At 65.9% G+C, this 17,690-nt stretch carries 16 protein-coding genes; 10 read left to right on the top strand and 6 right to left on the bottom strand.

Annotated elements, in window-relative coordinates; all coding sequences use genetic code 11:
• Nucleotides 1-2 precede the first annotated feature (2 nt).
• Nucleotides 3-875 carry a DUF6928 family protein gene (locus VVR85_RS02765; protein WP_409338177.1) on the top strand — a complete coding sequence of 291 codons (873 nt, stop codon included), beginning with the start codon at nt 3-5 and terminating at the stop codon, nt 873-875.
• On the opposite strand, the gene VVR85_RS02760 is transcribed toward VVR85_RS02765, so the two are convergent.
• The 3 genes from VVR85_RS02760 to VVR85_RS02750 all read right to left on the bottom strand — a co-directional run bounded on the left by VVR85_RS02760 (nt 845) and on the right by VVR85_RS02750 (nt 3,947).
• A complete protein-coding gene (locus VVR85_RS02760) occupies nt 845-1,648 on the bottom strand; it encodes a TrmH family RNA methyltransferase (protein WP_368519448.1) in 804 nt (267 codons plus the stop codon). The genes VVR85_RS02765 and VVR85_RS02760 overlap by 31 nt on opposite strands.
• A gap of 20 nt (nt 1,649-1,668) precedes the next feature.
• Nucleotides 1,669-3,093, bottom strand: coding sequence for an NCS2 family permease (locus VVR85_RS02755; protein WP_368519447.1), 1,425 nt, complete (start codon nt 3,091-3,093; stop codon nt 1,669-1,671).
• A 191-nt stretch (nt 3,094-3,284) separates the two neighbouring features.
• On the bottom strand, nt 3,285-3,947 hold the full coding sequence (locus VVR85_RS02750; RefSeq protein ID WP_368519446.1) for a DUF3027 domain-containing protein: 663 nt from the start codon (nt 3,945-3,947) through the stop codon (nt 3,285-3,287).
• A gap of 39 nt (nt 3,948-3,986) precedes the next feature.
• Here VVR85_RS02750 and VVR85_RS02745 point away from each other — a divergent pair, with 39 nt between their 5' ends.
• Nucleotides 3,987-4,868: a glutaminyl-peptide cyclotransferase gene (locus tag VVR85_RS02745; protein ID WP_368519445.1), complete on the top strand. Its 882-nt coding sequence runs from the start codon at nt 3,987-3,989 to the stop codon at nt 4,866-4,868.
• Between the two features lie 11 nt (nt 4,869-4,879).
• Nucleotides 4,880-5,455, top strand: coding sequence for a DUF2771 domain-containing protein (locus VVR85_RS02740; protein WP_368519444.1), 576 nt, complete (start codon nt 4,880-4,882; stop codon nt 5,453-5,455).
• 35 nt (nt 5,456-5,490) lie between these two features.
• On the opposite strand, the gene VVR85_RS02735 is transcribed toward VVR85_RS02740, so the two are convergent.
• The gene (locus VVR85_RS02735; protein WP_368519443.1) at nt 5,491-5,871 is read right to left on the bottom strand and encodes a cold-shock protein; all 381 of its coding nucleotides are present in this window, start codon (nt 5,869-5,871) and stop codon (nt 5,491-5,493) included.
• Between the two features lie 380 nt (nt 5,872-6,251).
• On the opposite strand from VVR85_RS02735, the gene VVR85_RS02730 reads away from it, so the two are divergent.
• The gene (locus tag VVR85_RS02730) at nt 6,252-6,872 is read left to right on the top strand and encodes a resuscitation-promoting factor Rpf1 domain-containing protein (protein WP_368519442.1); all 621 of its coding nucleotides are present in this window, start codon (nt 6,252-6,254) and stop codon (nt 6,870-6,872) included.
• Between the two features lie 205 nt (nt 6,873-7,077).
• Here the strand turns inward: VVR85_RS02730 and VVR85_RS02725 are convergent, their stop codons facing one another.
• The gene (locus VVR85_RS02725; RefSeq protein WP_070769344.1) at nt 7,078-7,269 is read right to left on the bottom strand and encodes a hypothetical protein; all 192 of its coding nucleotides are present in this window, start codon (nt 7,267-7,269) and stop codon (nt 7,078-7,080) included.
• Between the two features lie 65 nt (nt 7,270-7,334).
• Between VVR85_RS02725 and VVR85_RS02720 the strand changes: the two genes are divergently transcribed.
• The 6 genes from VVR85_RS02720 (at nt 7,335) to VVR85_RS02695 (ending at nt 16,094) form a co-directional block, all read left to right on the top strand.
• Entirely contained in the window at nt 7,335-9,419 is a 2,085-nt protein-coding gene (locus tag VVR85_RS02720) for a helicase-associated domain-containing protein (RefSeq protein WP_368519441.1), read from the top strand.
• A 134-nt stretch (nt 9,420-9,553) separates the two neighbouring features.
• Nucleotides 9,554-10,447 carry an ABC transporter ATP-binding protein gene (locus tag VVR85_RS02715; protein WP_368519440.1) on the top strand — a complete coding sequence of 298 codons (894 nt, stop codon included), beginning with the start codon at nt 9,554-9,556 and terminating at the stop codon, nt 10,445-10,447.
• A gap of 4 nt (nt 10,448-10,451) precedes the next feature.
• Entirely contained in the window at nt 10,452-11,630 is a 1,179-nt protein-coding gene (locus VVR85_RS02710) for an ABC transporter permease (RefSeq protein ID WP_368519439.1), read from the top strand.
• A gap of 46 nt (nt 11,631-11,676) precedes the next feature.
• Complete coding sequence (locus VVR85_RS02705) at nt 11,677-13,326, top strand: DNA repair helicase XPB (protein ID WP_368519438.1); 1,650 nt, start codon at nt 11,677-11,679, stop codon at nt 13,324-13,326.
• The gene (locus tag VVR85_RS02700) at nt 13,313-13,951 is read left to right on the top strand and encodes a DUF3239 domain-containing protein (RefSeq protein WP_368519437.1); all 639 of its coding nucleotides are present in this window, start codon (nt 13,313-13,315) and stop codon (nt 13,949-13,951) included. Before VVR85_RS02705 ends, VVR85_RS02700 begins: the two co-directional genes overlap by 14 nt.
• Nucleotides 13,952-14,129: 178 nt before the next feature.
• Entirely contained in the window at nt 14,130-16,094 is a 1,965-nt protein-coding gene (locus VVR85_RS02695) for a VWA domain-containing protein (RefSeq protein WP_368519436.1), read from the top strand.
• Between the two features lie 28 nt (nt 16,095-16,122).
• On the opposite strand, the gene VVR85_RS02690 is transcribed toward VVR85_RS02695, so the two are convergent.
• The gene (locus VVR85_RS02690; protein WP_368519435.1) at nt 16,123-17,448 is read right to left on the bottom strand and encodes a lyase family protein; all 1,326 of its coding nucleotides are present in this window, start codon (nt 17,446-17,448) and stop codon (nt 16,123-16,125) included.
• Nucleotides 17,449-17,690 lie beyond the last annotated feature (242 nt).

The raw sequence follows: 17,690 nt of genomic DNA, 5'->3' as shown, positions 1-17,690 counted from the left end.
CCATGGATATTTCCCGCGCCGTCATTACCTTGTGGTACGTGACTTCCCCTAACCCCGCTGCCGTTCTCGAAGCTGAGCCCAAGGCCGACCGCGGCTATGGCCGCAAGTTCCTGGCCCAGCTCACCCCGGCCTTCCCCATCACTCCCATCGGACAGTTCCCTTTTAACCGCTCCGCCCCCGCTGATAGCGCCGAGTACTACATCGGCGGCTACCCGGGCGTGACGGTGGTCCAGACGGTGATTGAGGGCGAGGGCATCATCCTCTCCCAGCTGCCGCAGGCCCTGCGCAAGGCGGCACCGTGGGACAACCTCTACGCCTTCGTCCACCACGACGAGGACACCTACGCCGGCTTCGCACACTTCCAGGGCGGCGAGCTCAAGCGCTCGCTGTGCTGCACCCGCATGGAGGTGCTGGAAGACTCCGGCCTGCCCGAGCCCTTCGAGGGCCCCTACTGGGCCGGCGAGCACAACGACTCCACCGGCGGCATCGCCCTGCCCTTCCGCCCGCGCGACCTGATGGAGGAGGCCCAGCGCAGTTGGCTGGGCGTCGACATCAGCGCCCAGGGCCCGGACCTGGACGTGGTGGGCTACGCCGTGGACGGGCGCCCGGAGCCGAAGATCGACAAGCCGAAGCGCCCCACCATCGCGCGGGTGACCTCGGCGTCGACGTCGAAGCTGGGCATCGGCCCGGGCAACACCGACTACGACGACTACGAGGACGCCGCGGCCGAGGAGGAATCCACCGGCGACGAGTTCCGCGCTCTGGCGCAGGCGTCTGCGGCCGCCGCCCGGCGCGTGGGCGCCACCGCGAACAAGTGGTGGTCCAAGGCCTCGCGCAAGGTCTCTCAGTCCCTCAAGGACCGCTGGCGCTCGTAGAAGGCCACGGCCGCGGCGGTGGCCACGTTGAGCGAATCCGTGTGCTGCGCCATGGGGATGCTCGCGCGCACGTCGGTCGCGCGCATCGCGTGCTCAGTCAGCCCCGGGCCCTCCGCGCCGACGAGCAGCGCCACCTTCTCCGCGCCGGCGACGGCGTCGGCGATGTGCGTATCCCCGCCCGGGGTCAGCGAGACCAGCCGGAAGCCGGCCTCGCGCAGCACGTCCAGCGAACGCTGCCAAGTGGTGTACCCGCCCTCGAAGCGGGCGAAAGGCAGGCGCAGCACGTGCCCCATGGACACGCGCACGCTGCGCCGGTATAAGGGATCGGCCGCGCCGCTGCCCAGCAAGACCGCGTCCACGCCCAGGCCCGCCGCGTTGCGGAAGATGGAGCCGATGTTCTCGTGGTCGCCCACCCCCTCGAGCACGACCACCGTGCGCGCCTTGTCCACCACGTCCCCGACTGCCGGCAGCGGGGCGCGGTCCGCGGCGGCGACAAGCCCGCGGTGCATGTCGAAGCCGGCGACTTGGGCCAGCGTGTCCCGCTCGACCTCGTAGACCGGGCAGCCGGGCTCGCCGTAGGTCTCGACGTACTGGTCGATCTTCTGCGGAAAGCCCACCAGGCAGCGCACCGGGAACGGGGACTCGACCAGGCGGGAGACCACCAGGTGGCCCTCCGCAATGACTAAACCCTCGCCGGATTTATCGGACTTGTTCAAGTCCCGGATATCGTCCAGGCGAGGGTCGTTCGGGTCGGCGATGAAAGTTCTATCCATGCCCCCTAATCTAGCTCACGCTATTCCACCAGCCCCATGATGGGATCCATGGCGAAGTAGACCACGAACAGGCCGGAGATGAGCCACATCAACCAGTGGATCTCCTTGGCCTTGCCGGCGAAGGTGGACATCAGGGCAAAGGAGATAAACCCGATGCCGATGCCGTTGGCGATGGAGTAGGTAAACGGCATCACGACGATGGTCAAAAAGGCCGGGATGGCCACGTACATCTTGTTCCACTCGATGGCGGTGAGCTGGCCGGCCATCATGACGCCGACGACCACCAGCACCGGGGAGGCGGCCTCGATGGGCACGACCTCATAGAGCGGGGTCAGGAACATGGCCAGGATGAACAGGACGCCGGTGGTGATGTTGGCCAGGCCGGTGCGCGCACCGTCGCCGATGCCGGCGGAGGAATCCGCGAAGACGGTGTTCGACGACGCCGAGCCCAGGCCGCCGACGACGGCGCCGAAGCCCTCGACGACCAGTGCCTTCTTCAGGTGCAGCAGGTTGCCCTCGGAGTCGGTCAGGTTGCCGTGCCGGCCCAGAGCCGTCATGGTGCCCATGGCGTCGAAGAAGTTGGTCAGCACCAGAGCGAAAACCAGCAGGGTCGCGGCGACCACGCCGATGCGGCTAAACGCCCCCAGCAGGTCGACGGCGCCAACGATCGACAGGTCCGGCAGCCCACCCAGGGAGTCCGGCACCTTCGGCACCGCCATGTTCCAGCCGCCGGTGTTCTCCGCGGCGGAGCCGGCGCCGGTCAGCGCCTCGACGACCATGGCGATGATCGTGGTGGCGATGATGCCGATGAACAGCCCGCCCGGCACGTTGCGGATGACCAGGGCCGCGCAGATGATAAGCCCCAGCACGAAGACCAGGCTCGGCCAGGTGGAGATGGAACCGTTAATGCCCAGGCTGACCGGCACGGTGGTGTTCGCCGCGTCCGGCACGCGGGTGACGAAACCGCCGTCGACGAAGCCGATCATGGCAATGAACATGCCGATGCCCACGCCCATCGCGGCCTTCATGGAGGCCGGGATGGCCTTGAAGACCGCGGTACGGAAGCCGGAGACCGCCAGGATGACGATGATGATGCCGTCGATGACCACCAGGCCCATGGCCTCCGACCAGGTCAGGCCCTCCGTGGCCACGAGGCTGACCGCCACGAAGGTGTTCAGCCCCAGGCCGGCCGCAAAAGCGAAGGGATAGTTAGCGATGGCGCCGAAGGCGATGGTCATCACGCCGGCCACGAGCGCGGTGGCGGCTGCTACCTGGGGCACTCCCAGGGTGTTGCCCTCGACGTCCTGGGAGGTGCCCAGGACGAGCGGGTTGAGGAGGATGATATAGGCCATCGCGAAAAACGAGACGGTCCCGCCTCGAATCTCGGTGCCAATGGTGGATCCGCGTTCGGAGATTTTGAAATAGCGATCGAGCGTCGCGCGCATGGAGCTGACTTCCCTTTACTAATGTCACCGTGCCCTATTGATTTACCGCTAACAGTTTCATACTTGTCAGCCCCGCGCACAAAATCCTCCACCCCCGCCCGGCTCCGGCACTGCCACCCCACCGCATCCGTCGCGCGCCGCGCCTGCCACCGAAGGCGGGCGGCAAGCCGCTACTCCAGCAGTGCCGGCCGCTAGTAGAAGGGAGCTTCGTCGTCGAAGACGGTGTCCGGGTCCACCGCCGGCTCCGGGGCGATGGTGGTCTGGGAGTGGGCGCCGCAGCCGTAGCGGGCGTGGACGGCGCGCCCGTCCGCGGAGTACTCGTTGGCGCACACGCCGAAGTCGTCCTTCAGCGGCAGGAAGAACGCGCAGGTCGCGCACTGCAGGTGCGCCTGGGCGGCCATGGGCGCTTCCGGCCCGTAAGCAGCCAGCCAGCGCTTCGCCGCCTCCTTCCAGCCGGCCTGGCTTAGCGTGCCGTCATCGCTCAGGCGGCTATCCCCCGGCGCGGGCGGCATGACGTCGCCCGGTTCTAGGTCCCCGGGGCGCACCCGGTCGGTGTACGGCACCCAGTCCGGCGCCTGCAGGGCCTCGCCGCCTGGGACGAGGGCCAGCTCGCTGACGGTGACCTCGTCGCTGCCGGCGGCGCAGGCCAGGACCGCCTGCCATTCCCACCCGTGGTAGCCGGGCACTTCGGCGGCGAACCGGTGGGTGACCGCGTGCGGGCTCAGCCCGCCGATGCCGATGTGGCGGCCGACGTCGCCGTCGCCTAGTTCTTCCAGGGCCCAGCGAGCGGTGTCGACGGCCGCCGGGCCCAGCAGCGGGTTGGTGGAGGTGGATTGGCGCTTTTTAGAGGACACATCGAATCATTATGGTGCATATGCGGCACAATATGGTGTATGGGTTCCCTCTTGTCGCCACTACGTCACCGCCAGCGCCCCCGCAGTCGTCAGCAACCGCGCCGGTTAGGCGCGCTTCTGGCCTGCGCCGGCCTGGCCTTAAGCGCCTGCAGCGCCACCCCGGACGCCGACCGCGGCGCCGATCCCGCTGCCTCCGCCCCGGAAGACGGGGCCGCCACCGCCGCGCCCACGGTCGAGCGCCTTCAGGCGCGGGTGGTGGAGCGCCTCGACTACGACGAGAGCCTGTTCACGCAGGGCCTCGAGGTGGGCAAAGACGGCAAACTCCTGGTGGGCACTGGGCGCTACGGCGAGTCCGGCGTACACCGGCTGGTCCCGGGCGAGACCTCCCCGCAGCAGTCGACCGCGCTGGCAGATGATCAGTTCGGCGAAGGCATCACCCGTAGCGGCGACACGCTCTGGCAGCTGACGTGGAAGTCGGGCACGGCACTGTCCTTCGACGCGGATACCCTCGAGCCCACCGGCTCCGCGGAGTACTCCGGCGAGGGCTGGGGCCTGTGCGATATGGGTGACCGGCTGGCGCTCTCCGACGGCTCCTCCACGCTGCGCTTCGTGGACCGCGACAACTTCGACGAGCTGGACCGTGTCACGGTGACCTTGGACGGCGAAGAGATCGATGAGATCAACGAGCTCGAATGCGTCGACGGAAAGATCTACGCCAACGTCTGGTTTTCCACCGACATCCTGCGCATCGACCCGGCCACCGGGACGGTCGACGCCGTCATCGACGCCTCGGGGCTGGCCAATAACGCCGCGCCTAACCCCGACAACGTGCTCAACGGGATAGCGCATATCCCGGGCACCGACGAGTTCTACTTAACCGGTAAGCGGTGGCCGGATCTCTACCGCGTGACCTTCGAGTAAGATCTATGCCCATGGCCACCCGCAAAGAGGCAAAACGCAAGCAACTGATCCAGGTCTTGGCGCTGATCATCGCCGTCATCGTCATCGTGGTGGCGGTGGTGCTGTTCCAGAATTGGTGGAACAGCCGCCCGGGCCCGGAGCCGGAAGAGGTAGCGGTTACCGCTCACGTCGGCGACAAGGAGCTCGAGGTCCACCCGTATATGTCCTGCGAGCCGGGGACCGAGTGCGAGGAAAAGGACGTCCCCAACCTGGAGGTCGGACCGGACGACAAGCTGGTGTTGGATATCCCGGAGGCCATCCATAACCACGAGTGGCGGGTGCTGAGCATCTACGACGACCCGGCCGCCAACGACGAGACCACCCACGGCGCCTACGACACCGAGACAGTAGAAATCCCCGGTTCCGTGGATCCGATTGAGGAATCCACGTCCGGGGACAAACAGGAACGCCCGAAGCTGATGGTGGTAGAAGTCTCCTCCATCATGATTGGCACGGACGCCAACGGGGAGGAAACCCCCTACACCACGGTCTGGTCGCTATCGACGATGTCCGAGGCCGAGCGCGCCGCGCAGGAGCAGAACAACTAGCTGCCCAGGCGCTGGACTTATCGTCCAGCGCGGATCTAGCTGTCCAGGTCCTTGGCGATGGCACGCAGGATCTCTGCGACCTGCCGGCCGGTCTTGCGCTCCGGGTAACGCCCGGCGCTTAAGGCCGGCTGTACTTGTGTCTCCAGCACGGTCATTACGTCCGAGATCATGCTGCCGAGCTCTTCCGGCTTGCGGCCGGGGCTGCGGCGGCGCGGACTATCCAGCACCTTCACGCGCAGCGCCTGCGGGCCGCGGCGGCCGGCCGCGAAATCGAATTCAATACGCTGGCCAGGGTGCAGCTCGGTCACGCCCTTGGGCAGCACGTTGCGGCCGATGTAGACGTCCTCATCCCCCGGGTTGGAGGCAAAGCCGAAGCCCTTCTCCGCGTCAAACCACCTGACCTTACCGATGGGCACGTTGGTTCACCACTTTCTTCTTCTCATAATGGAACTCACCATTCTAACCCCTGGCGGCCCCAAAAATGAAGTCAATAATCGGTCCACAATAACACCGCGGTGATCCATCTCACATGGATAAATTTTCCCTGGGAGCTGATCGTCTCACCTGCGGTTTTCGCTTTAAGGTTTTCACACGCGCCACTCGGGGCCCGTCGATGTGTGTCGAAAAGTGTCGAGAACGTGACACTTTCGTTATAAACCGATACTCTGTCGTCTAGGCACTTGGCCGCCGCGTTGGTCGAAGACATCCCCGACTAACCACCTTCCCGCGCTGGCGGCCAAATTTTTACGTGCAAAAGAATTGTAACCGACCGGGGAAATAGAGAGGACCTTCAACAATGGGACGCCACTCGGCAAAGACTACTTCCGTAGCCACCAAGTTCGCCGCTAGCACCGTCGCTGTCGGTGCCGCCGCTGCCATTTTGGCACCGACCGCCTCGGCCGCTCCGGACTCCGACTGGGACCGCCTGGCTCAGTGTGAGGCCGGCGGCAACTGGAACATCAACACCGGCAACGGCTACTACGGCGGCCTGCAGTTCAACGCTGGCACCTGGCAGGCCTACGGCGGCAACGAGTTCGCCCCGACCGCCGATGGTGCTACCCGTGAGCAGCAGATCTTCGTCGCCGAAAAGGTCCTGGCTAACCAGGGCTGGGGCGCATGGCCGGCCTGCTCCGCTAGCCTGGGCCTGAACTCCGCCCCGACCGACCGCGCTCACCCGAACGCCGCCCCGGCTCCGGCCGCTCCGGCTAACGCCCCGGCCGCCGTCAAGGAGGCCGCTAACGCTGGCTCCAGCGAGCTCGCCGTCGACGCCCTCTACAACGCCGTGAAGTCCAAGCTGGCCACCTACGGCATCCAGGTCCCGGCCCCGATCCAGCAGTTCTACGAGGCCAACCGCCACGACTTCAACGCTTTCTACACCGCTAACCGCGGCCAGATCGACTCCATCCTGAACCTCTAAGAAAGGTCCACGCCGGCCCCGCCCCGGCCGGAGTCATCTCCAACAGGTAAAAGAAAAGGCGCCACCCACCCCGGGTGGCGCCTTTTGGCATCTCTCCTGCAGCACCTGGAGCCACGTGCCCGGATGAACCCCGCGCCGCCGGCGCAGGGGTGGCTAAGGCATAGAAAAATGCCCGGTCACCAGACCGGGCATTGCTGCGGGTGAACTACTTGTTGATGCGCGTGTAGGGGTGCACGTAGTTCAGCTTGTCTGCCGGCAGCGGCAGGACGGTGTCGTCACCGTACGGGCTGGAGGCACCCGCAAACGGAGCGGTAACTTCGGTAATGGCGTGTTCGCGGCCTTCCATGTTCTGCGGCCAAGCCGGAGAAACAAAGCCCTTCTTCTCTACATTCGACATACTCCTTATTGTGCCAAACCCGCGCGAAAAAAGTAACTCAAATGGCACTAAACTTGTCTTCTACGATGAGTATCACCCCTTCTGGCCCCAGCCGCACCGCGCAGTACCGGGATTTCCTCGCTAATTTGGACTCGGATCAGCTCACTACTTTGTTCGGGCACCGCCCCGACGCCGCGGTCCCTCCCCCGCCGGGGCCGGCGCCACTAGCCACCCGTTTGCTGCTGCGGACCTCCATCGCCCGCGCGCTGGGCAACTGCTCGGCTGACCTGCTAGCTGCGCTGGAACGCGCGGCCAACCTCGGAGCGGAGCTAGAAGAGGTCGGCGCCGGCGAGGTCGCGGCGACTCCCATCACCGACGCGCTGTGCGAGCGCGCCCTGCTGTATCGCACCGGCCCGGACAAGGTGATGCTGCCGGCCGAGGTGATGCCGGCGCTGCCGACTGGCTGGTCGCTGCTCAACCAGGTGGAAGTTACCCCCGCGGACCTGGCGCAGCTGCCGGAAGAGCAGCTCGAGGTAGTTCAGGGGATTGCCCACGCCGGCGGCGCCAGCGCGGCCAGCACGTTCGCGAAAGAGCCCGTGGCCAACCTCGAAGAGCGCGGGTTCGTCCTGCGCCCCGAGCCGGGCACGCTGCGCCTGCCGCGGGCGGTCCTGGGGGCCGTCCACGGGCGCGCGCACCCAGTCATCCCGCTCGAGCCGATCGCCCCGCCCGAGGAACCACACCCGGATCCGGCCGCCGATGCCGCCGGGGCTGCCAGCGGACTCGACGTCGCCCGCGAGCTCGAGCGCCTCATCGAGCACCTGGGCCGCAGCCCTGTCAGCCTGCTCAAGGACAAGTCCGTGGGCAAGGCGAGCGTGAAACAGCTGGCCAAGGCGCTGGGCCTGCCGGAGCCGGGCATCACCCGGCTGATCCACCTGGGCTATAGCGCCGGCCTGCTCGGCCGCGGCGAACCCACCGGCTACGAGGGCAACTTCCTGGCCCCCACCGCGGCCGCGACGGACTGGCAGGATCTGGCCCTGGGCGAGCGCTGGCAGGCGCTCATCGAGGCGTGGATGGCCAGCCCGTGGCAGTCGTGGTCGGCTGAGCGGCCCTTGGACAAGGAGGCCGTCGACGCGCACCTGCCCGACTACCGGCAGCGCGTCCTGGAGGTCTACCGGCACCGCGCCCGTGCACTCAGCGCAGAGGAATTTTACGCCGAGCTGCGCTTTTCCTCGCCGCTTTTCGCGCTTCTTACCGGCGAGGAGACCATCAACGCCCTCGCCGCGGAGGCGCAGTGGCTGGGGCTTATCGCCCGCGGGCGCGCCACCACCGCGCTGACCGGCAACGCGACCGATCTCGCGCCGGAGGAGATTTCCTATTTCCTCCTGCAGGGTGATCTCAGCGTCATCGCCCCGGGCCCGCTGACCAGCCCCGTCCAGGCGAAGCTGTCCCTGATTGCCGATCTCGAATCACCCGGCCTGGCCAGCACCTACCGGCTCAGCGAGGAGTCGCTGCGTCGCGGCTTCGATGCCGGCTGGTCGGCCGCTGACTTCCAGGATTTCTTTTCCGAGCACTCCGCGAACGAGGTCCCGCAGCCGGTGAGCTACCTGGTACGAGATAGCGCCCGGCGCCACGGCGCCCTGCGCGCCGGCCCGGCCAACGCGTACCTGCGCAGCGACGACCCGGCGGTGCTTGCTCAGGCCGTCAGCGCCGTGCCGGAGCTGCGCCTGCTCGCCCCCACCGTGGCCGTATCCCAGCTGCCGCTGCGCACGTTGCTGGACAAGCTCCACCGCGCCGGCCTGAGCCCTGCCGCCGAGGACGCCGCCGGCGCCACGGTGCAGGTCGCCCCGCTGCGGGCGACCGTGCCCCCGCCCAAGGCCTTCCACCCTTCGGCGAGCCAGCTATCCCCGGCTGCCCTAAACGCCGCGGTCGACGCCGTCCGCGCCGGCCGCCCCGACGAGCCGACGGCGGCAACCGGCCCCGACCTGGATCTGCTGCAGGCGGCCGTGCGCTCCGGACGGGCGGTGGTCATCGGTTATGCCACCAAGACCGGGGCGCAGAAATCCTTGCGGGCCACGCCGCTGACGGTCTCCGGCGGGCAGGTCGACGCCCGCGCCCAGGTGCGGACCGTGCGCATCCCGCTGTCCCGGATTACCTCGCTCGCCCTGGACTAATCGGGCCGACCCGGCCCTTCCGCGCGGCACGCAGCGAAGCTACTCCGGCGGTAATATTGCAAGTGCCCTTGACGCAATGTTGTGTTTATGCAATATTTTACTACGAACATCGACCCGACCCGGAAGGCCCTCTTGTGCCACGACTGGAAATAGACCAACTCAACAAGTCCTACGGTGACCACCGTGTCCTCCACGATCTTTCGCTCAACGTCGACGCGGGTGAGATTTATGGCTTCGTCGGCTCCAACGGCGCCGGCAAGTCCACCACCATGCGCATCGCGCTGGGCGTGCTGTCCACCGACTCCGGCCAGGTCCGCCTGGACGGCGAGCCGCTGGATGACAGCAACCGCCGCCGGATCGGCTACATGCCGGAAGAGCGCGGCCTCTACGGCAAGGAGTCGCTGATAAGCCAGCTGACCTTCTTCGCCCCCCTCCACGGCATCCCGACCGCGGAAGGAAAGGCCAAGGCCAGCGAGCTGCTCGAGCGCCTCGGCCTGGGCGAGCGCAAGGACGACAAGCTGGACGATCTGTCGCTGGGCAACCAGCAGCGCGTGCAGCTGGCCGCCTCGCTTATCCACTCCCCGGACGTGCTCATCCTGGACGAGCCCTTCTCCGGGCTGGACCCGGTGGCCGTGGAGGTCATGAGTGAGATGCTCGTCGAGCGCGCCCGCTCCGGCGCGGCCGTGCTCTTCTCCTCCCACCAGCTGGACCTGGTCCAGCGCCTGTGCGACCGCGTAGGGATCCTCTCCCACGGCCGGCTCGTCGCTGAAGGCGGCGTCGAAGAGCTGCGAAACTCCGGCCCGGTGCGCTACCGCGTGGCCACGGAGGCCCGCGGCTGGTACCCGCCCGGCTGCGAGGTCGTCGAGGAAGGCCCCGAACACGTGGTGCTCACCGCGGAGGGCGTGGACGACCAGACCATCCTCCGCGCCGCCCTCCAGGCCGGGCCCGTCCACGCCTTCGGCCGCGTGGTCCCTGACCTGACCGAACTGTTCCGCGACGTCGTCTCTTCGACCAACCAGGAGGCCTAAACTCATGCGCTATTCTTCCCCCGCCACCATCTGGACCGTGGCCAAGCGCGAGATGGCCATCACGGCCAAAACCCGCGCCGTCCAAATCACCGTCGCCCTCTTGCTGCTAGTAACCATCGGCGGCATCACCGCCGCCAACTTCTTCTTAGGCTCCGATGACGAGCCAGATACCGTCGCCGTCGTCGAGATGCCCACCGAGGCCTTCGACAACAGCGGGCTGAACGCCCGGGCGGCTGACGATGCCGACCAGGCCGCCGAGCTGGTCCGCAACGACGACGCCGAGGCCGCCCTGGCCCCCGGCGAAAAGGGCTGGGACCTCATCAGTCAGGACGGGAATCCCAGCCAGACCATGACCGCGACCATCAACCAGGTCGTCGAGGCGTATTCCAGCCAGACCGCCTTGCAAGAGCTCGGGGTTAGCCCCGCCGACTACGCCCAAGCCTTGCCGGAGACCACGGTCAACCTCGTCAGCGTGGACGAGGCCGACGGCACGGCCAGCAGCGAGGACGACATCGTCTCCGTGCTGACCGTGCTGGCCGCAGCGATGATCATCATCTTCTCGGTCATCACCTTCGCCAGCCTGGTCGGCGGACGCGTGACCGAGGAGAAGTCCTCCCGCGTGGTGGAGATCATCCTCTCCTCCGTCCGCCCGCTGGACTTCCTGGCCGGCAAGATCCTGGGGGTTACCATCTTCGGCTTCGTGACCACCCTGGTGCTCGTCGGTGCCGGCGCCGCCGCTCTGGCGTTTACCGAGTTCTCGGACCGCTTCTCGCTCGACTGGGGCCTCTTCGGCGTCATGCTGGTCGGCTGCCTGCTGGGCCTGCTCTTCTTCGGCAGCCTCTACGCCGCGGCCGGCTCCCTCATCCAGCGCACCGAGGACCTCCAGTCCACGCAGACGCCGATCCTCATCCTGCTCATCCTCACCGCCTATGTCCCCGCCTTCGGCTGGAACAACCTGGACTCCACGCTCATGCAGGTGGCCGGCTGGCTGCCGCCGTTTTCCATGCTGACTGCCCCGATGCAGTACGCGGTGGGCAACTTCGGCGCCGCCCAGCTGGCGCTGTCCTACCTGCTTTTCGCAGCAACCACCGCCGCGGTCATCTGGTTGGTTGCCCGCATCTACCGCGGCGCTATCCTCAATAACGGAAAGAAAATGACCTGGCGCGCTGCCCTCAAGAGTTAAGCCGCGCTGGGTTGTCCCGACCGTTTTCGAGGAGAACCACCGCCCCATGCCCGGCCCGCTCATCGTCCAATCCGACAAGACCGTCCTGCTGGAGGTCGATCACCCGGAGGCCGATAGCGCCCGCCGGGCGCTTGCCCCATTCGCAGAACTCGAGCGCGCGCCGGAGCATATCCACACCTACCGCATCACGCCCCTGGCGCTGTGGAACGCCCGCGCCGCCGGCCACGACGCCGAGCAGGTCGTGGACGTGCTGGAGAGCTACTCCCGCTTCCCCGTCCCGCAAGCGCTGCTCGTCGACGTCGCGGAGACGATGTCGCGCTACGGCCGCGTCAGCATTGACAAGCACCCAGCCCACGGCCTCATCCTCACCTCGGCGGAGCCGGCCATCTTCGCGGAGCTAGAGCGCCACAAGAAGATCGCCCCGCTCCTGGGCGCCCGGATCGACGAAAACACTTTCGCGGTGCCGCCGTCCCACCGTGGCCGCCTGAAGCAGGCGCTGCTGCAGGTCGGCTGGCCGGCCAGCGATACCGCCGGCTACGTCGACGGCGAGTCCCACCCGATTGCCCTGACCGAAGACGGCTGGCAGCTGCGCGAGTACCAGCGCCAGGCCACGGATTCCTTCTGGGAGGGCGGCTCCGGCGTGGTGGTGCTGCCCTGCGGCGCGGGCAAGACCCTGGTCGGCGCCGCCGCGATGGCCCGCGCCCAAGCCACCACCCTGATCCTGGTGACCAACACGGTGGCCGGACGCCAGTGGCGCGATGAGCTGCTGCGCCGCACGAGCCTGACCGCCTCGGAGATCGGCGAGTACTCCGGCGAGAAGAAAGAGATCAAGCCGGTAACCATCGCGACTTACCAGGTGGTCACGCGCAAGACCCGCGGGGAATACGCCGCGCTGGACTTGTTCGACTCCCGCGACTGGGGCCTAATCATCTACGACGAGGTCCACCTTTTACCCGCCCCGGTCTTCCGCATGACCTCCGACCTGCAGTCGCGGCGCCGTCTAGGCCTTACCGCCACCCTCATCCGCGAGGACGGCCTGGAGGGTGACGTCTTCTCGCTTATCGGACCCAAGCGTTACGACGCCCCGTGGAAGGACCTGGAAAACGCCGGATATATCGCCACCGCCGAGTGCACCGAGGTCCGCGTGGAGATGACTCCTGAGGAGCGCATGACGTACGCGACCGCGCCGACACAGGACCGCTACCGGTTAGCAGCCAGCGCGGAGGCGAAATACCGCGTGGTCGACCAGCTCGTGGCTGCCCACCCGGGTGTTCCAACGCTCATTATCGGAGGCTTTATCGACCAGCTCAAGACCATCGGTGAGCGCCTCGGCGCGCCCGTTATTGACGGCCGGACCTCGACCGCCAAGCGCGAGGAGGCCTTCCGCTCTTTCCGCACCGGTGAGACCACCACCCTGGTGGTCTCGAAGGTGGCAAACTTCAGCATCGATCTCCCGGAGGCCGCCCTGGCCATCCAGGTCTCCGGCACCTTCGGCTCGCGTCAGGAAGAAGCCCAGCGCTTGGGCCGCCTGCTGCGCCCCAAAGCCGACGACAACGAGGCCGAGTTCTACACCGTGGTCACTCGCGACAGCGTGGACGCCGAGTTCGCTCTTCACCGGCAGCGATTCCTCGCGGAGCAGGGATATGCTTACCGCTTGGTCGACGCAGTAGACTTGGGTAGCGATGAAGATCTTTAAATTTGAGGTCGATGAGGCCTTCGCGAAAAAGCACAACGAACTGCTCCGGGACTCCAAGCGGCTGCTGATGTCCGGGCTCATCATGGGCGTGCTCTTGGTGATAATCGGCGCGGCGCTGTGGTACTTCGTCGAGTCCGCATGGGGCTTTACCGTCGGGCTGGGCATCATCCTGTTCGGCATCATGTGCGCCGTGGTCGGCGTGCTTTCCTCCCGCAAGGTGGGCACCGCCCAGCAGCTCTACGACTCCTACCCGCTCGCCCCCGGTGTCATCGCTGAGGTCACCGACCGAGAGATGTACCTGCTGGCCCTGGTCAACACCAACGTCGATCCGGAAGCCGAGCCCCGCTGGGGCGCCGCGCTGCGCCGGGTAAATTCCATCCCGGGCGTGGACCGCAAGGTCGGCACCAAGGTCCCCGTCGCCGCGATTGGCGGGCACCACACCAACTCGGACAAGAACCACTGGCAGCAGATCTCCCCGATGCCCATCGCCTGGGGCACCCCGGACCAGGAGGTCGTCGACATCGCCCGCAAGTCCATCCCCCAGGACCAGTGGCAGCGCCTCGAGCGCGCCCGCAAGCGCCTGAGCGACGTCAAGGCCACCAAGTTCGACCTGCTGGTCCTCTAGCCTCCAGGGCTCTCTTAACCCCGGCTCAGCAACCGCCCGCACCACCCGTTGGCGCGGGCGGTTTTGCGTATCTAAGCATTGTTACAAAGCCGTAACCGGCTTTAAGTAGCGACAGTTGTCTGGTCAATATATGTTTAATGTGCCCCATCTCACTAATGAAATTAAAAAGAGGCACACCATGACACGAACAGGACAACAACCACAGCGAGTCACCGCCCTGGTCGCGGTCCTCGCTCTGGTGGCAGCCTTCACCGGCATCTGGGCACCGACTGCCACCGCACAAGACGACGCCAAAGGCGACGCTCAAGCCTCCTCGGTGCTCATCATGGACGCCTCCAGCTCCATGCTCCAACCCGACGGCGACGGCACCCGAATGGATTCGGCCAAAAAGGCCGCCCACACCCTCGTCGACGAGCTACCGGATACCGCCACGATGGGTCTAGTCGCCTACGGCGCCAACGAAACCGACGCTCCCGAAAACCACGAGGCCGGTTGTCAGGACATTGAGACCCTGGCCCCTGTGGCCGAACTCGACCGGGACAAGTTCAACGACGGCATCGACGGGCTCACCCCCACCGGCTACACCCCGATGGGCAACGCCCTGCGCCACGCCGCCGACGAGCTGCCCGACGAAGGAGACCGCTCCATCATCTTGGTCTCCGACGGCATCGATACCTGCGCGCCACCGGAGGTATGCACGGTCGCTGAGGAACTCGCCAAAGACGGCGTGGGCCTTGCCATCCACACCGTAGGCTTCAAAGTCGACGACGAAGCCCGCGAAGAACTGGAATGCATCTCCCAGGCCACCGGCGGCGAGTACCGCCAGGCCGACGACGCCGACAAACTCGCCGAGGACCTGAAGTTCCTCGCCCAGCGCGCTGTGAACACCTACAAAGCCGCCGGCACCGAGTTCGAATTCGCCGACACCGTCGAAGACGCCAAATGGCTGGGCGAAGGTCGCTACCACACCCGAGTGACTCCGAATTCAAAAAAGGACCAGGGTCTTCACTACATCCGCGTCGCCGTCCCCGAAGGCCACACCGCCTACGTCACGCTGACAGCCTTCCCCGACCGCAACACCAGCGGTGATGGCGGCAGCAACACCGGTTTTGGGGATAAGCTCAATTACAACCTAGATGAACTAGGCAACACTTCCAACGGTAAGAACTGCCCCGGAAAACGAGGGGGAGTGGCGGAAGGAGAATCTAACCTCGGCCCATGGGATCCGCTGAACCCCCTAGTCGCAGCGATCGAAGAACCCCAGGGCGACGACTGCGACACGGCACAGTGGTACCTCGGCTACGACATGTTTTACAGCGACAGCAGGGTCGACCGTGATGCGTCCGTCGAGGTTCAGGTCGCTTTCGAGCCCGTCCCCGACGAAAAGCCTGCGGAAAGTCTCCCTGAAGGTGACTCTAGCGGTGGCCAGAAGAGCCAGGAGGACCTCCCCTTGGACGACACCACGCCGGTCACCGGCGGCACTGGATTCGCCGACGCCACCGAGGTCAAACCCGGCGCCTACTCCGACACGATCGTCCCCGGCGAGTACCGCTTCTACAAGCTCCCGATCGACTGGGGTCAGCGCCCCGTGGTGACCATCCGCACTGGTAAATCCGAGCGCGAGAAGCAAGACCACATCACGGGTGCCATCTACTCACCCCACCTCCACAAAGCCCGAGACTTCGAGCTCCGGCTACCTGTGAACGAGGGATCCGAGTCCGCTACCATGACGATTGACAAGCCGGTCCTCTACAGCAACCGCGGAGAGAACACGATGGGTGGCACGTTGTCCCTGGCGGGCGATTACTACGTGGGAATCGCCATGGACTACGGGGATGGCAGATGGACTTCCGGTATCGACCAGCCCTACAAGATCGCCTTCGACGTCGAGGGCGAACCTGTCGAGGGCCCCGAATGGCGCATGGTCAACGCCGACGGCCCGCCGCCGTCCGACACCCCGCCGAGTGCCGAAGAGGAAGAGACCGAGACTGCTGAGGCCGAGGAGCCCGAAAACGCTGACACCGACCAGCAGGCTCAGGAATCCGAATCCGACGAAGGCGGCATCAACCTGATGTGGATCGCCGTCGGCGGCGGCATCCTCCTGCTCATCATCCTGGCAGCCCTTCTGCTCCGCCGTAGGTAAATCCCCTACCGCTTTATCGCCCGTGCTACTAAATGGCGCGGGCGATTTCGCTTGCTAGGCCCGTATAGTTCTCCGGCCGTTGGATCTGCGTCAGGTCCACAAACTTCAGCTGGTCGGCGACCTCGGGGCGGCCAGCGATAAAGTTTTCCAGGCTAATCCCCGTGTCCCGGTACTGGGTAGCAAAGTCCTGGACTAGGTCGTGGGCCGCTCCGTGGCCAATGACCTTGGCGAACTCCATCATGATGGCTTCGGTCATGGTTAACACGCCCTCGGCTTCGACGTTGGCGCGTAGGGCATCCGCATCGAAGGAGAGGTTGCCGAGTAGCTTCTCGAGCTTTCGGCCGGCACCTTCCACGGCGGCGAAGATACGCGGCAAACAATCGCGTTCGACCTCGATGGAGCGGTGGTCGCGCTCATCCGCGCTAGGAGTTTGGGTCAGCATGGTAGACGCCGCGCCCGCCGCCATACGCGCGGCGGCGGAGATTTTCATGGTCGTAAACGGGTTCCGCTTCTGCGGCATAGTGCTTGAGCCAGAGAAGTGCGGGTCCAGTTCCTCCTCGGCCTCGCCGGCGTCGGAGCGCTGCATCTCAAAGAGGTCTTCCGCGATTTTGGCCAAGGTCTGGCCGTAGATGCTGACGATACACGCGAGCTCCGTGATCGTGTCTCGCTGAGCGTGCCAGGCGATTTCCTCGAACTCAAGGCCTAAGCGGCGGGCGACCAGTCGTGCGACAGTCGAGCCGTACTCTCCCATTGCGGCATAGGTGCCCACCGCGCCGGAAAATTGCACGAGCAACACGTGATCGCGAGTGTTCTGCAGCCGCCCGTAGCAACGGCGCAGCGCCTTGACCCACGTAGCCACCCGGTAGCCAAAGGTGGTTGGCAGAGCATACTGTCCATTGGTACGCGCGACCATCACCGTATCCGCGTGCTCGTGCGCCAGGTCCACGAGTACGTCGATCAGGCGACGCAGGGTATGCATGATCAGATCCAGGCTCGCCTTGATCTGCAGCGCGCGCCCGGTATCCAGAATGTCTTGGGTCGTCGCCCCGAAGTGAACCCAGCCGCGGGCGTCCTCGGGTAGCTCCGCGCGGAGCGCATCTAGGCCTAGGGTGAAGGGGTTGCCCATCGCACCCCGGCTGATAGCCTCCTCTACCTCAGAGCTGACCGAGGCGTTGTCCACGATGGCAGTCGCCGCGGATTCCGGGATCATCCCCACCTGGCCCTGCGCCGCTGCCAACGCCGCCTCTACGGCGTACCACCCGGCGATGGTCTCTCGGACGGACCACACCTTCTCCATTTCAGGGGTGACGTAACCGCGGCTACTAATCGCATTGTCAAAAGAGCTAAAGGGCATGGTGTAAATCCGAACTTTCTCAAGAAGTAGACAATAGTTCGTCATTGTAGACCCGCCGATGACGGCGACGACAATCACCTAGGCGCGCTAGCCCAAAACCGGGTTAGCGCACAAGCAAAGAACGTCGATACAACAGAGACTCGTTTCCTTTTGCGATGCAATTTGGGCGCATACAGACGTCCGGGCATGCGAAAGCACCCGGTAGAAACCTTGTTTCTGGCTTCTACCGGGTGCTCCAGTGC

The sequence above is a fragment of the Corynebacterium sp. LK2590 genome (assembly GCF_040946105.1).
GTDB lineage: Bacteria > Actinomycetota > Actinomycetes > Mycobacteriales > Mycobacteriaceae > Corynebacterium.
The sequence above is the reverse complement of the archived record's forward strand: the minus strand, read 5'-3'. Positions and strand labels throughout refer to the sequence as shown.